This window comes from Lysinibacillus sp. NPDC056232 (assembly GCF_042267565.1).
In the GTDB taxonomy this organism is placed as follows: Bacteria; Bacillota; Bacilli; order Bacillales_A; family Planococcaceae; genus Lysinibacillus.
In genome coordinates, this window is record NZ_JBHJTF010000024.1 from 11,935 (window position 1) to 27,241 (window position 15,307).

13 protein-coding genes are annotated in these 15,307 nt (G+C 38.3%); 1 reads left to right on the plus strand and 12 read right to left on the minus strand.

Annotated elements, in window-relative coordinates; translation table 11 throughout:
• Positions 1-511 precede the first annotated feature (511 nt).
• The 10 genes from thrS to ACFCYJ_RS17130 all read right to left on the minus strand — a co-directional run bounded on the left by thrS (position 512) and on the right by ACFCYJ_RS17130 (position 12,719).
• A complete protein-coding gene (gene thrS, locus ACFCYJ_RS17085) occupies positions 512-2,443 on the minus strand; it encodes a threonine--tRNA ligase (RefSeq protein ID WP_376075260.1) in 1,932 nt (643 codons plus the stop codon).
• A 651-nt stretch (positions 2,444-3,094) separates the two neighbouring features.
• Positions 3,095-4,033, minus strand: coding sequence for a primosomal protein DnaI (gene dnaI, locus ACFCYJ_RS17090; protein ID WP_376075378.1), 939 nt, complete (start codon positions 4,031-4,033; stop codon positions 3,095-3,097).
• Between the two features lie 2 nt (positions 4,034-4,035).
• Positions 4,036-5,421, minus strand: coding sequence for a replication initiation and membrane attachment family protein (locus tag ACFCYJ_RS17095; RefSeq protein WP_376075262.1), 1,386 nt, complete (start codon positions 5,419-5,421; stop codon positions 4,036-4,038).
• Between the two features lie 16 nt (positions 5,422-5,437).
• The gene (gene nrdR / locus ACFCYJ_RS17100) at positions 5,438-5,908 is read right to left on the minus strand and encodes a transcriptional regulator NrdR (RefSeq protein WP_049667519.1); all 471 of its coding nucleotides are present in this window, start codon (positions 5,906-5,908) and stop codon (positions 5,438-5,440) included.
• Positions 5,909-6,118: 210 nt separating this feature from the next.
• Positions 6,119-7,141, minus strand: a complete 1,023-nt coding sequence (locus ACFCYJ_RS17105; RefSeq protein ID WP_376075265.1) for a glyceraldehyde-3-phosphate dehydrogenase — start codon at positions 7,139-7,141, stop codon at positions 6,119-6,121.
• Positions 7,142-7,383: 242 nt separating this feature from the next.
• Positions 7,384-7,554, minus strand: a complete 171-nt coding sequence (locus ACFCYJ_RS17110) for a hypothetical protein (RefSeq protein ID WP_376075267.1) — start codon at positions 7,552-7,554, stop codon at positions 7,384-7,386.
• A 405-nt stretch (positions 7,555-7,959) separates the two neighbouring features.
• Positions 7,960-8,556, minus strand: coding sequence for a dephospho-CoA kinase (coaE, locus tag ACFCYJ_RS17115; protein WP_376075269.1), 597 nt, complete (start codon positions 8,554-8,556; stop codon positions 7,960-7,962).
• A gap of 13 nt (positions 8,557-8,569) precedes the next feature.
• The gene (mutM, locus tag ACFCYJ_RS17120) at positions 8,570-9,442 is read right to left on the minus strand and encodes a bifunctional DNA-formamidopyrimidine glycosylase/DNA-(apurinic or apyrimidinic site) lyase (protein WP_376075271.1); all 873 of its coding nucleotides are present in this window, start codon (positions 9,440-9,442) and stop codon (positions 8,570-8,572) included.
• A 12-nt stretch (positions 9,443-9,454) separates the two neighbouring features.
• The gene (polA, locus tag ACFCYJ_RS17125; protein ID WP_376075273.1) at positions 9,455-12,082 is read right to left on the minus strand and encodes a DNA polymerase I; all 2,628 of its coding nucleotides are present in this window, start codon (positions 12,080-12,082) and stop codon (positions 9,455-9,457) included.
• 205 nt (positions 12,083-12,287) lie between these two features.
• Entirely contained in the window at positions 12,288-12,719 is a 432-nt protein-coding gene (locus tag ACFCYJ_RS17130) for a DNA polymerase I (RefSeq protein WP_376075275.1), read from the minus strand.
• Between the two features lie 228 nt (positions 12,720-12,947).
• Here ACFCYJ_RS17130 and ACFCYJ_RS17135 point away from each other — a divergent pair, with 228 nt between their 5' ends.
• On the plus strand, positions 12,948-13,103 hold the full coding sequence (locus ACFCYJ_RS17135) for a hypothetical protein (RefSeq protein WP_376075277.1): 156 nt from the start codon (positions 12,948-12,950) through the stop codon (positions 13,101-13,103).
• A 120-nt stretch (positions 13,104-13,223) separates the two neighbouring features.
• Here ACFCYJ_RS17135 and hflC read toward each other — a convergent pair whose 3' ends face one another.
• Complete coding sequence (gene hflC / locus ACFCYJ_RS17140; RefSeq protein WP_376075280.1) at positions 13,224-14,234, minus strand: protease modulator HflC; 1,011 nt, start codon at positions 14,232-14,234, stop codon at positions 13,224-13,226.
• Positions 14,234-15,238, minus strand: coding sequence for an FtsH protease activity modulator HflK (hflK, locus tag ACFCYJ_RS17145; RefSeq protein ID WP_376075281.1), 1,005 nt, complete (start codon positions 15,236-15,238; stop codon positions 14,234-14,236). Before hflK ends, hflC begins: the two co-directional genes overlap by 1 nt.
• Positions 15,239-15,307 lie beyond the last annotated feature (69 nt).

Below are 15,307 nucleotides of genomic sequence, written 5' to 3' on the forward strand. Positions count from 1 at the left end.
GGCAAAGCCTTGCCCGGTTGAACGGTACATCCTCTTGTCATGTCCATAAAAAAAGGACGGACACTAAGATGTCCGCCCGCTATATGTGCATGCGCAAGTCTGCGCAAAACAATTCAACGTGTAATACCTGTTCACAGCCCAAGAGCGTTGTATCAGGTGAGAAGCGGGCAGCCTCTACTTCAACCACAAACTTTGTATTCATTAACCTTAACTATATTAACATGTACTTTTATAAGCTGTCAAATGTTTTTTAGCTTATTATTATTAAAGTAACCTAAAATTTTATAATCTAAACTATTATAATGGTTCATCTTCGTAACGTGAGGTTGATTTCCCTGGGGGCGTCCAGCCTCCACTCCAATCAACTTATATAAATGACATTTGTTTTAACAAGTGTCACCCCAACATTTGGTGATGAAATCAATAATATTGTTTTAATAAAATTAAGATTACCCTTCAAAAATTGCCGGCGAATTCTAATTAATCGTATTCGCCGGCAAAATTACGAAAATTATTTTGTAATTTCCGCTTTAATATTCGCTAAGAAGTCTTGGAAGCTAATTGTTTCTGAATCTTTTGAGCCGTAACGACGTACGTTTACGCCACCAGCCTCTACTTCTTTGTCTCCGATCACAAGCATATACGGGATTTTTTTCATTTGTGCTTCACGGATTTTGTAGCCTAGTTTCTCTTCACGGTCATCCATTTCAACACGTAAGCCCGCTGCAGTTAATTGCTCTTCAATTTGTTTTGCATAATCAAAGTGTGCTTCGTTTGAAACTGGAATGACTTCAACTTGTACTGGTGCTAACCATGTTGGGAATGCACCTTTGTATTCTTCAATTAAGAAGGCAACGAAGCGTTCCATTGTTGATACTACACCACGGTGAATAACAACTGGACGATGTGGTTTACCATCTTCTCCTACGTAAGTTAAGTCAAAGCGTTCTGGTAATAAGAAGTCAAGCTGAACTGTTGATAAAGTTTCTTCTTTACCAATTGCAGTTTTTACTTGTACGTCAAGTTTAGGACCGTAGAATGCAGCTTCACCTTCAGCTTCAAAGTAATCTAAGCCAAGCTCATCCATTGCCTCTTTTAACATACTTTGTGCTTTTTCCCACATTGCATCGTCGTCGAAGTATTTTTCAGTATCCGCTGGGTCACGGTAAGATAAACGGAATGAGTAATCATTTAAATCGAAGTCTTTGTAAACTTCTAAAATTAATTGTACTACTTTTTGGAATTCCACTTTAATTTGGTCTGGACGAACGAAGATATGTGCATCATTTAAAGTCATTCCTCGTACACGTTGTAAACCTGAAACTGCGCCTGACATTTCGTAACGGTGCATTGTACCAAGCTCTGCAATGCGTAATGGTAGGTTACGATAAGAATGCATGCTGTTTTTGTACACCATCATATGGTGAGGGCAGTTCATCGGACGCATAATTAATGTTTCATTGTCCATTTCCATTGGTGGGAAAATAGAATCTTGATAATGATCCCAGTGACCAGAAGTTTGGTACAGCTCTTTAGAACCAAGTACTGGTGTATATACATGCTTATAACCAAGAGATAATTCTTTATCTACAATATAGCGCTCAATAACACGACGGATTGTCGCACCGTTTGGTAGCCATAGCGGTAAGCCTTGACCAACTTTTTGAGAAGTTGTAAATAACTCTAATTCTTTACCGATTTTACGGTGATCACGTTCTTTTGCTTCTTCAAGCATTTGTAGGTGATGTTTTAATTCTTCTTTTTTAAAGAATGCTGTACCATAAATACGTTGTAGCATTTTGTTATCTGAGTTACCTCTCCAGTAAGCACCCGCTAATGAAAGAAGTTTGAACTCACGAAGCTTGCCAGTTGATGGTGCGTGGATACCACGGCAAAGGTCGAAAAATTCACCTTGATGGTAAATAGAAACTTGTTCATCTGCTGGAATCGCTTCAAGTAATTCTAATTTATATTCATCGCCGATTTCTTCATAGATTGCTTGTGCATCTGCACGACTAACATTTTTGCGCTCTATCTCTAGATTTTCAGCGATAATTTTTTTCATTTCTTTTTCGATTGCTGGTAGGTCTTCAGCAGTGATTGGAGTTGGTGCATCTATATCGTAATAGAAGCCACCTTCAATAACTGGACCAATACCAAGTTTAACATCTGGGAATAAACGTTTAATCGCCTGTGCTGTTAAGTGTGCAGTAGAGTGACGTAAGATTTCCAGTGCTTCCTCATCATCCTGAGTAATAATTGAGATTGTTGCATCCTCTTCAATTGGTGTTTTTAAATCGACTAAGACACCATTTACTTTACCCGCATATGCTTTTTTACGAAGTCCTGGGCTAATTGATAATGCTACGTCATCAGTAGATGTGCCTTTTGCAAATTCCTTTACAGCGCCATCTGGGAAAGTTAATTTAATCATATCTGACATTTTTCCGCACTCCTTATAGTTTTGTTGTGTTGCATGATTGAAGTTCAAGAATCCCCGGAATTTATCCGCATTCATTTCACCACTTTTTTCCACTGAACGAAAATAAAAAAAGCTCCGTCCCTACGAAAGGGACGAAGCGTATGCTCGTGGTTCCACCCTTCTTCCTTCCGACTTTTTTAGTCAGACGAAGCTCAAGGCTAGCTAACGGGCTAGGGACCGGCGAAAGATTATCCCTTTCGCTGCTCAGCAGGTAGTAAATAGTGTGCTCAAACTAGGAAGCTTACAGCCAATGACTTCCCTCTCTAAAAGCCTTACACAAAATTCATGTCCTCATCAATGCATTTGATCAATTATGCCTCGGTATAATTGCGTCCAGAATCGGCTTTGTGCTTAGGCCTGCACGAGGGCCGACACGATGTCGGTCATTTCGGTAATGCCACAGGACGTGGCGTTTTTACCGATGCAGGTCAGTTAGCCGTTATCGCATGGATGCGATGGTTTTAGGCACATCCTTTATGAACTCTTTCCGATTCCGTGACATCCGCCGGAGGCTTTAACATCTTTCAGTGGGTGTTTGGACACCCACTGAAAGATGTTAATTATTATATGTGACAGTATACGCTCGATTGTCGTAAAATGCAACTGCCAATCTTACATACGTCTATTTTCCCCACCCATTTTAATCGGTTCTGTCAAGGCTTTGATACGTTCCATAACACGTCCCGCCTTTACGACTTCTATGTCACCTTTCTGTGACTGTGCTAAATGATGCTCCAACTCATCGTAATTAAAATTAGATGTAATGAATGTTGGCAATTGCTCTGCCATGCGGTAATGGAAAATAGTCCCCAAAATTTCATCTCGCGTCCAAGCAGTCATCGTTTCAGCTCCTAAATCATCAAGCATTAGCACTGGTGCCTTTTTCACATAGTCTATTTTTTCATTCAACGTGTTGTCGCCAATTGCATTTTTCATTTCTCGTAAAAATTCAGGCACGAAAACTACAACTGACTTTACTTTAGCCTTCGCAAGTTCATTAGCTAATGCGCCTAGCACAAAAGATTTCCCCACTCCAAATTGACCATATAAATAAAAGCCCTTAGCAGGCAAATTCCCTGTATCTAGTACATTTTGAACAAAATCAGCCGCACGGTTTGCAATATCAATACGTGTATGATCATCAATAAATAAATCACTTATTGTAGCTTGTAGCACATCCTTTGGCATATGCATACTTGCAATCATATTAGCAACATCTCGGCGCTCATCTTCACGTATCTTTTGCTCACATCGTACATAATCAATTTCAACAGTACTCCTTACTACACGTAAAGTAGGTAAAAAACCTTTTAAGTAATTTGTACAACTTCCTGTATTGTCACAGCCACAGCAGACTGTAGATTGGCTAATAAATTCATGAAGCTTCGGTAAATTACGTTCAACTGTATCATAGCTTAACTCATCCACATGCTCAGCTAAAAACTCTTGCACACGAGGATTTTCTAATATTTCTCGACGCATCGCTTCATATCGTTCTTGAAATGATGGTACCTTAATTGCTCTTTTTAATGGTCCATTAATCGGTTCGATTGTCATTCACCTACCTTATTTTGAATATTACCTAATTTCTCTAGAATCTTTTGTCTTTCCTTTTCAAAATCAGTAGTGTCAGTATTTGTTGTATCTTTTAATACTTCCTCTGATTTTTCATTACGCTTATAAAACCAATCTGGTACTTTTTCCTCTCGGCGATTTTTTGTGTAAGAGTTCTTTTTTGCCGAAGACTGGGGTTTATTTTTCCACGTAGTGTACTTATCATGTTCTTTACGTGCTAGTTCCATTGCTTCTTTTGCTGTTTGAATATTTTTACGTACCCAATGATCCGCAATCGTTTCCACATATTTCTTAGGTAGCTTCATATCAGTTGTTAGCATTACATATTCCAGAAGAGCATTAACAACCCCTACTGGCATTCCATGCTGGACAATTAAACTCTCAGCAAGCTGTACGGAAGTCTGTAGAGGTTCTTTGCCATTATTGATATCTCGCAGTACTTGCACTGGGGGAGTCGTCTCTAAATATTGCTGAAGTTCCTGATCCTTTGTTTTTTGGCCTGATTCCTCTATGGATGACGGCTGCTTACTCACTCTAGCAAGCTTTGGTGGCTCTTTTGATACCGTTAGCTTATAAAAATCCGCAGCGGCTTTACGTAAACGTTCCAGTGAAATACCTAGGTCATCATCTAATGCCAGAATCACTACTTTTTGCATATCGAGTGCAGTTAAGCGGTATAAAAATGCTAATTTCGCTATTGTTTCACGCACCTCAAATGTTAGTAAACTTGCCGGTACTAGTTGCTCCGATAAGCCCGCTTGCAGCAGTTCAAAGTCAAACTGGTCAAAATAAAATGGATATACTTTTTGCTGTTTATCCTTGCTACTAGTATCAGCTTGTAAATCATCTGGAATGTTTGTACTTACAGGCTTAAAAACATCTATGAAGGCACGCGATACATCTTTAAATTCTGCATCTCTTGCAGATGGAATAAAACGCTGACGTAACTTCCGATAAGCTTGCTCCCCTATTTTACTAAATAAAAACATCGACAGCAGTGGGTCTTTCATAAAGCTATCTGCATCAAGTGGACGTATCAGCTCATATAAAAAGCTTCGCTGGCCAGCATCCTCTTTTTTCCATGTGTGTAACAGACCAATTGCTTCAAGCGCAATACGTGCCTCAAATACTTTGCCAATAGGAAGCCCTAGCACATTCATTAAATAATAATGCGTCATTTGCTGCTTTGGCATTTGCTCAGCTTCTGCCCATAATGTTAAATAAAGGCTGATTGGTTCCGCTCCAATTAAAGGCTGATAAAAAAGCGTTACTAATTGACGTTCCTGCGTAGAAAGTGCATGAGGTAGACGAATGTCAAAAGAATCAGCAGGCTGTAATTCCTTATACAAATGGATCAACGTCATTCACCCTCTCTGTTTCCTATAATTTCTGCTCTGTCTGACGTTGGATAATTTCTTTAATTTCTTCAATAAAGACATTGATATCCTTAAATTGACGATAAACCGATGCAAAGCGCACATACGCAACCTCATCGATTTTAGCTAAGCGATCCATTACCATTTCTCCTACATCCTCGGATCGGACTTCAGAATTCCCAATACGACGAAGATCTTTTTCAATAGACATTACTAGACCTTCAAGCACTTCTAGAGAAACAGGACGTTTTTCGCAAGCTCGAATAAGCCCACGAAGTACCTTTTCACGGCTAAATTCTTCTCGTGAACCTTCTTTTTTCACTACAACTAATGGTGTCTCTTCAATTTTTTCAAACGTTGTAAAGCGGAAGCCACATGACTCACATTCACGACGTCTACGAATTTCTTTATTATCATCAACTGGCCTCGAATCTACAACACGCGTTCCGTTAAATTGGCAAGATGGACATCTCATATAATTACTCTCCTGATTTCACAACAATTTAATATTTCTATTATAACAAATTTCCTATGTATAAGAAAAGCGCATTGACGCTAGTGTGCTCATGATAAACCTTGAAAGGCTAAAGTACAAGCATAGATTCTACATTTAAACTAGCTATCTAAATAAAAAAAGCACATTGAAATCACTGGGATTTCAACGTGCTCGGTCTAATTATTATTATTATGCATTAACTGTTTCTAAAGCTTTTGCCACTTTTTTCACAAGATCTACAACACGTGCAGAATAACCCCACTCATTGTCGTACCAAGCAAGTACTTTCACTTTGCGGTTACCCATCACCATTGTAGAAAGTCCATCTACTGTAGAAGAGTAAGTTGTTGTATTGTAATCAGAAGATACTAGAGGCTCAACTGAGAAGTTTAAGATACCTTTCATTGGACCTTCAGTAGCAGCCTTCACAAATGCAGCATTGATAGAATCAACTGATACGTCTGTGTTTAAATCAACTACTAGGTCAACTAATGATACGTTAGGTGTTGGAACACGAAGTGCCATACCATGAATTTTGCCTTCTAATTCTGGTAACACTAATTTTAATGCTTTTGCAGCACCTGTAGATGTTGGGATGATTGATTGTGCGCAACCACGTGCACGACGTAAATCTTTATGTGGATTGTCTAAATTCTTTTGGTCATTTGTATAAGCGTGAACTGTTGTCATTAATCCGCTTTCAATACCAAATGTGTCATTTAATACTTTGGCAACTGGGGCTAAGCAGTTTGTTGTACAAGAAGCATTTGAAATAACATCATGTTTTGCGATATCAAGTTTCTCGTCATTTACACCTAAAACAATTGTTACGTCCTCGTTTTTACCAGGTGCCGTTAAGATAACTTTCTTTGCGCCTGCTTCTAAGTGCATTGCTGCTTTTTCACGATCATTAAATTTACCAGTTGCTTCAATAACGATATCCACACCCATTGTTGCCCATGGTAATTTTAATGGGTCACGTTCGCTAATAATTTGAACACGTTTACCATTTACAATTAAAGCATCGCCTGCTGGCTCAATTGTACCCTCGAATGTTCCGTGATTTGTGTCATACTTAATCAAATGTGCTAATGTTTCAGCTGGATAACTAGCGTTAATCGCAACGATATTTAAACTTTCTTGCACGATCGCTTGGCGGAAAACCATACGTCCGATACGTCCGAAACCATTAATAGCAACTGATACTGTCATTTATAAAATCCTCCTGTGAGTCATACTCATATTAATTATATACTTTATGCGAATAGTATAACACAATTTCAAAAAAGATGAACATTATATATTTATAATATTAAAGTTCTTATTTTCTGAAAAATAAAACCACCTAAATTTGTCCTTATTATGGTATAACTCCACAAAAAAATGCGTAGCAAAGTGTTCTTACTACGCATCTATGTTATTAATTATTGTATCAATGAAATTAAGGTGTCATATTAAATAAAGTATGGCTCCTTCGGCAAAACGGGGGTTGATTTCCGTTCCGGCTGGGCGCTTTGTTGCTGACGCTTCGCTTTCGCACAGAGCAGAGCTTCCTGGGGGCGTCCGATGAGCCGCTTCACTCGCGTTGCTCGCTCCAGGGTCTCATCTGTGACGCTAATCTCCAAAGAGTCGCCCAGCCTCCACTCCAATCAACTTCTTCACATAACGTGTAATTCTAGCATGTCACTCTAATTTACAGTGATAAAACTTCAGTAGGCGACGGCACAAGTTGTTTCATTTTGTGCGAAAAGCAAAGCAGAAGCAACGGAAGATGTACAAACGCGTCTCTGTAATAAGTCTATTCTGTTTGACTATTGAGTAGGATAACGCTCACTTTTGAAAAGCTTAAAATAAAAAAAGTTCTACGTATCATTGATTAAAGTGAAAAACTACTCGACTCCCGTTTGAAAGCTCAACGAACACCCTATAAGCACCTCAGCATTCAAAGAGATTCTTTTTTATTTTGTTTATCAAAAATAAGAATGCGTAGCAATATGTCATTGCTACGCATCGAATGATTTTACAGATTTTTAATTAATTACATCCCAATAAGTCAGGATTTTTTTTAATTGGTGCTCGGTTTGTTCTAAATTTTCATTATTATAAATAACCGCATGGGCACCTTTTTCTTTCACTGACAGAGGTAACTGAGAACGTATTCGAGCTAGTGCATCCTCTTTTGATAAGTTATTACGCTCCATTAATCGACGAAGCTGTACCTCTTCACTAACCGATACCACGATAATACGCTCGACAAAATGTTGTAACTTACTTTCAAATAAAAGTGGAATATCCATCACAACATGCTTTTCTCCAGCCTCTAAATAAGCATCGCGCTGGCGTAACATTTCCTTGCGAATAGCAGGATGCATAATATCATTTAACATTTTACGCTTGGCAGGCTCGTGAAAAATAATATCGCCAAGCTTGGCACGATTTAAACTACCGTCTTCTAGCAATATAACTTCTCCAAAATTTTCAGCTATTAACTTTAAAGTCTCCGTCCCTGGTTCTACAACATCACGCGCTACAATATCTGCATCGACAATCGGTAAACCAAGTGCTGTCATCATTTTTACTACTGTACTTTTTCCGCTTGCTATACTTCCTGTTAGTCCGATAATCATAGTTAAATCCCCTTTAATGTTGACAATTTGGGCAAAAGACTGATGTGCGCCCACCTATCGTCATTTGGCTCGTTGCAGTTCCACACGTTGGACACATTTTTTTCCCATACATTTGCAGTCGATTCTGCATACTTCCAGCCTCACCATTGATATTACGATAATCTGAAATTGTTGAACCTCCTGCTTCAATGCTTTGGCGTAAAATAGCGACAATCGCCTCGAATAATGCACGCTTACGCTTTTCACTGATGCGGTTCATTGTGCGGGCCGGATGAATTTTTTGAGCAAATAATGCTTCTGTAGCATAAATATTGCCGCAGCCCGAAATGATCTGCCCATCCATAATGACATCCTTAACGGCCTTTTTCTCATATTTCGGCAACTTTGATTTCGCAATAAAATAATCACATGCTATTTCATCGAATGGCTCTGGTGCCATTTTTGTTAATGGTGCATGATCTTCAATTTTTGTTAAAAAACGTAGTTCACCAAAGCGGCGTATATCCGAATAAATTAAATAGCCACCATCTGCCATTTGAAATGTAGCATGAATATGTTTTTTAAATTTCGCCTCTTGGATTTCCTCAGGCGAATTTACCACAAACCATGCACCTGTCATCCCTAAATGACTAACAAGCACATAGGGGACATCTTCCTTCAGTAAATGAAAAAAGATGTATTTTGCACGTCGTTCGATTTTTGTGATCGTCATTTGAGACAAGGCTATTTCAAATGCATCAGGCTCAGCTTGCTTCACGATACATTGCTTTCCCTCCCCAAAGGAAAAACGAATAATTTCAGATAGTTGAACTTGTTGAATTGTCCGCCCTTCAATTTTAGGTTTTAATGCCTGGACGACACCTTCAACCTCTGGTAATTCAGGCATTTTAACCTCTCCTTATTTTGCTTCGTACCAAGTTGCACCGTAGTTAAAATCTACTTTTAATGGTACTGAAAGCTCGATTGCGTTCTCCATAACTTCTGGTACTATTTTTTCAAGCAATGCAATCTCCTCTTTAGGTGCTTCAAATATTAATTCATCATGCACTTGTAAGAGGATTTTTGCCTGCATATTTTCTTTTTTCAAACGAGCATCCATATCAATCATTGCTTTTTTAATAATATCTGCTGCACTTCCCTGAATTGGCGTATTCATCGCAGTACGCTCTGCAAAGCTTCGCAGATTGAAATTCGAGCTCGTAATGTCAGGTAAATATCGACGTCTATTTAAAATCGTTGTCACATAACCATTAAACTTCGCATCTTGGACGATATCATCCATATATTGTTTTACACCTGGGAAACTTGCAAAATACTTCTCGATAAATGTAGCAGCTTCCTTACGGGTAATATCCAAGTTTTGCGATAAGCCATAATCACTAATCCCATAGACAATACCAAAGTTCACCGCTTTTGCAGCACGACGCATATTACTATCGACCTCTTCTGCTGAAACATGGAATACATCCATCGCTGTACGTGTATGAACATCCATACCTTCACGGAAAGCTTCGACTAAATTATCATCCTTCGACATATGGGCTAATACACGCAATTCGATTTGCGAATAATCGGCAGAAAATAATATCCAATCTTCTTTCGATGGCACAAACGCTTGACGAATTTTCCGTCCTTCTTCTAAGCGAATCGGGATGTTTTGTAAGTTCGGATCGGTTGAGCTTAAACGTCCTGTAGCTGTTAATGCTTGTTGGAATCGAGTATGCACCTTTCCATCCTCTTTATGGATTTCTTTTAGTAAGCCCTCGATATAAGTTGACTGTAATTTTCCAAGCTGACGATATAAAAGAATATGCTCAATAATGGCATGCTCTGGTTTTAATTTTTCCAATACATCTGCTGCAGTGGAATAGCCTGTTTTCGTCTTTTTAATAACAGGAAGACCGAGTTTATCAAAGAGGATAACGCCTAATTGCTTTGGTGAATTAATATTGAAGGTTTCTCCTGCTTCAGCATAAATTGCTTGTTCGATAACAATTAGCTTGTCATTTAATTCCTGACCCATCTTCTCTAATGTGGCATGATTGACCGTGATTCCCTCACTTTCCATTGCCCCTAAAATAGAAGCAAGCGGAAGTTCTAAGTTTTTATAGAGTTCGAACTGTTCATTTTCCTTTAACATTGCCTCAAGCTTTGGCTGTAAAGACCACACAGCAAAGGCTTTGCGGCTGGCATGCTCAGCAAGTGCATCTATGACTGGTATAGCTCGTTTCGCCCCTTTACCATAAACAGCCTCATTTGCTTGCACATTACGATAGCCTAGTTCTTTTGCAAGAGTTGCCACATCATCTCCACTTAGCCCTGGGTTATTAATATAAGAAGCAAGCAATAAGTCAAATTCCACACCCGCTAAACGTATTCCCGCACGTTTTAACGCAGCCTGAGATGCTTTTGAATCAGACATATACTTTATTTTAGTAGAATCTTCTAACCAAAGACGAAGAACATCTGATTTAGCCGCAAGATCAAACGGCACGTATATTGTTTTCGCTCCATCTGTTAGTGCAATGCCTAGTTGCTGACATGTATGATAATGCTCGTCCTCTAACTCCAAATGCACTGCCATTACATCTTTTAAATGCTCTTGCTCTACTTCTTGCACAATTTCATAGTCAAAAGGCGCTTGTTCCTCTTCTTGGACAGTAAAATCACTTTTATCTAGTAATGATTTAAAACCAAGCTCTTGCCACACACTAATTAATGCTTCCTCATTCGGACCATTATAAGCAAGATCAGAAAGCGTTATATCAATCGGCGCTTTTGTAAAAATAGTAGCTAGCTTTTTACTCATTAGTGCCTGTTCTTCATTGGCAACTAATTTTTCTTTCATTTTAGAAGCCTTCACCGTATCCATTGCCGCATAAAGGGACTCCACTGAACCATGCTCTTTAAGTAATTTAACAGCCGTTTTTTCACCGACACCTGGTACACCAGGAATATTATCTGAAGAGTCCCCCATTAAACCTTTCATATCAATAATTTGTTGGGGAGTTAAGCCGTATTTTTCTGCAATAAATTCTGGTGTATTTCTTTCAATTTCAGTAATCCCTTTTTTAGTAATATATACTGTTACTTGCTCAGTCGCGAGCTGTGTTAAGTCACGATCTCCTGATACGACGATGACGTCCATATCATGTGATGAAGCTTCTTTGGCAAGTGTCCCTATAATATCGTCCGCTTCGTACAGTTCAAGCTCATATCGCTTAATACCATAAGCATCGATAAGCTTACGTATATAAGGGAACTGCTCAGATAATTCTGGTGGAGTCTTTTGTCGACCACCCTTATATTCCGTAAATGTTTCATGTCGGAAGGTTGTCTTACCCGCATCAAAGGCAACCAAAATTTTCGTTGGTTGCTCTTCCTCCAATATTCTTTGTAGCATTGTTGTAAAGCCGTACACTGCATTCGTATGAATTCCACTATCATTCGTCAATAATGGCAACGCAAAAAACGCGCGATATGCTAAACTATTGCCGTCCAATAATAGCAATTTTTCCTTTGTCATGATTTTATCCTCCTGCGTTTTCGTCTTCTTAATTGTAAAACGAAAACGTATGTTTGAAAATGCCTCTTCCTTTTACTTTATCGAGAAAACGGTTATTTTACCAATCATAACGATGAAAATCGCCAAATTTTCTACATTAACAGTATAACTCAGGATTGACGACACAAAAAAAGCCAATCACTCATTGTAATTGACTCTTCCGATATTATTCACTAGCTTTAGTTGTCTTTTCTTTGCGATAGAAAATCTCTTCATATATGACTGTCAAAATAAAAGCATTCATAAAGGCAAATACTAAAAATAATGGCATACCACCAAGCTGCGGTTGTGTAAGCTCTGTATTAAACACCATTACAGTGCCGATTTGCGCTAAGAAGAAAATAAAGCCAATCCCTACTTGCCATATAGGACGTTTAACCTTGCGTTTCTCGTACAAAAATATTCTTTTAAATATCTTGCGTACATCCTCAGCAATGACTAAACCTAATAAAAACAAAATAACAAAAAATACTGGTATATGATAAACACTTTTTGTGATCCATGCAAAATCTGATAGACGGAAGAAAAGTGTAAATAACGATGCAATACTACAGGCTATCAATAGATTTTGGAGCCACTTGCTAATTTGCAACTTCACAACGATTACCCCCATTTTTTAATTCTTGAACATTATCATTCTATCAGATAATAGTAATTTACGAAACACAAAATTATAAATTTCTATCATTTTCATGATAAAACATTGATAAATGAAAAATAATTAAAATCACCTGATTAAAAATACCTAAACCCAAACTACAAAGACCCCTCACCATAATGTGGAGTTGATTTCCGTTCCGACTGGGCGCTTTCCTGGGGGCGTCCGATGAGCCGCTTCACTCGCGATGCTCGCTCCAGGGTCTCGGGCCAACACGATGTTGGTCACGAAGGCGTTATCACAGGATGTGATGGTTTTAGCCTTCGTTCCTCTATTGCTAATCCCCAAGGAGTCGCCCAGTCTCCACTCCAATCAACTTTATAAATATCGCCATTCATTAAAGTCCTTCCTATGCCATACAAGACATCTTACTAAAATGTAAAAAAAGCCGTCTCAAAAAAATTGAGACGACTTCATATCCTTGCAAGAATAATAGTATTATTTTTATTTTACATAGCCAGATAATATTTTTGCATATGGTGAAGTAGATGGTAAAATAATGACCGTATCTTCACCTACAGTTTTCTTATATGACTCTAATGTACGGTACAATGAATAGAATTCAGGATCTTGCGAGAACGATTTATTGTAAATCTTCGCTGCTTCTGCTTCACCTTCCGCTTGAATCAATGCTGCATCCTTTTTAGCTGTTGCTAGCATTTCTTGAACTTTTTTATCTGTTTGTGCTTCAACACGACGTTTCTCAGCATCACCTTCAGATAGGTATTTCTGTGCGATTGATTCACGATTTGAAATCATATTCGTAAACACGGATTGCTCATTCTCCGTTGGCAAGTCGATACGACGCAAACGGACATCCACTACTTCAATTCCATATTTATCGTTTGAGAGCAATTCATTAACTCGTTTTGTGACTTGGTCATTAATACTACCACGCGAAGAGTTTTCGTCGTTAATAATCTCCTTATATTCTATTCGACCAAGCTCTGAGCGAATAACCGAATAGATAAACTCTTCCATACGTGTTTCAACTTTTTCTATTGTTCCTGCATTCGAAATTAATTGCTTTGGATCTGTGATACGCCAAACTGCATAATTATCAATGATTATTCGTTTTTTATCCTTTGTATTAATTTCCTCTTCAGAAATTTCATAAGTCATTTGGTTTTTTGGAAGCTTTGTGACGCTTTGAATAAATGGAACCTTTATTTTCAGGCCAGGCTCACTCTGAAACTTCACTACTTCCCCAAACTGTCTAACAACTGCGTATTCGGATTCTTTAACAATATAAACATTCACAAATACTATAATAGCCATGGCGAAAACGGCAGCTAAAGTGACGGCAAGAGAAATATATTTTTTTGGATTCATCGGGCTTTTTTTCGACATTTTAATTACATTATCCTCTGTATTCCCTTCTTTCGAAGCAGTATTTTTGGATTTACCCGATAAAAAATTCAGGAATTTTTCAAGATCCTTATTTTTTTGATCCATTAGTTACCGCTCCCTTCTTTTTTCTCTTTTGGTGTTTCCTGTGTCGTAGTTGTTTCCTGTGTTGCAGGTGTCTCCTGTTTTGCAGGTTGCAACCCTTGAAGAGGCAAGTATTTCATTGTATTCCCATCATCATTCATAATATAAATTTGTGCTTTAGGTAATACATTTTCAAGTGTTTCCAAAATTAAACGTTCGCGTGTAATCTGTTGATTGCCCTTATATTGCTCATACATTTTATTAAAGACAGCTACATCCCCTTGAGCCTGTTCAATACGCGCTGTTTTTTCACCTTCCGCCTTCGAGATAATTGCATCCTTTTCACCTTGCGCTTCACTAATTCGCTGATTCTCATATTTTTCTGCTTGATTTATTTTTGTATTCTTCATTTCTCGTGCGTCTGTAACAGCTGTAAAGGCTGCTCGCACATCTGCATTCGGTAATTCAACATCCTGTAGTTTTACCCCTAAAACACTTATACCTATATCGTATTTTTCAATAAGAGAAACGAGTAAATCTCGTGATTTTGCTTCTATGTCTGCTTTTCCTTCAGTTAACGCAGCGTCGATTTTGGAACTTCCGATAATAGATCGAATCGCACTCGACGTAGCGCTATGTAATATTTTTTCTGGATCTTGTGAGCTGAATAAATACTTGTTCGGTTCTGTAATCTTCCATTGAACTACAAGGTCTGTTAAAACAATATGCTCATCCCCTGTAATCATTTTTGTTTCGGCATCATAAGCTTCCAATTCCCCTTCTTTATTTTGCTTATAGCCGAACTGCAAACTAAATGTTTCCTTCGATAAAACCTCAACCGATTGTACAGGCCAAGGTAACTTAAAATGTAAACCCGGTTCTGTTACTGTATCATCAGCACGACCGAACGTAATGACAACTGCTTGTTCTGATTCATCTACCGTGTACCACGATGTAAATACAGCAATAAGTGCAACAGCAGCAAAAATCCCAAGTCCCACCATCATTAGCGACCTTTTCACACTCATGTCTAATCCTCCCTTAAGCTTAGTACTATTGTATACGGGACACTTACTTAAAAGTTTCAAAATATTTTA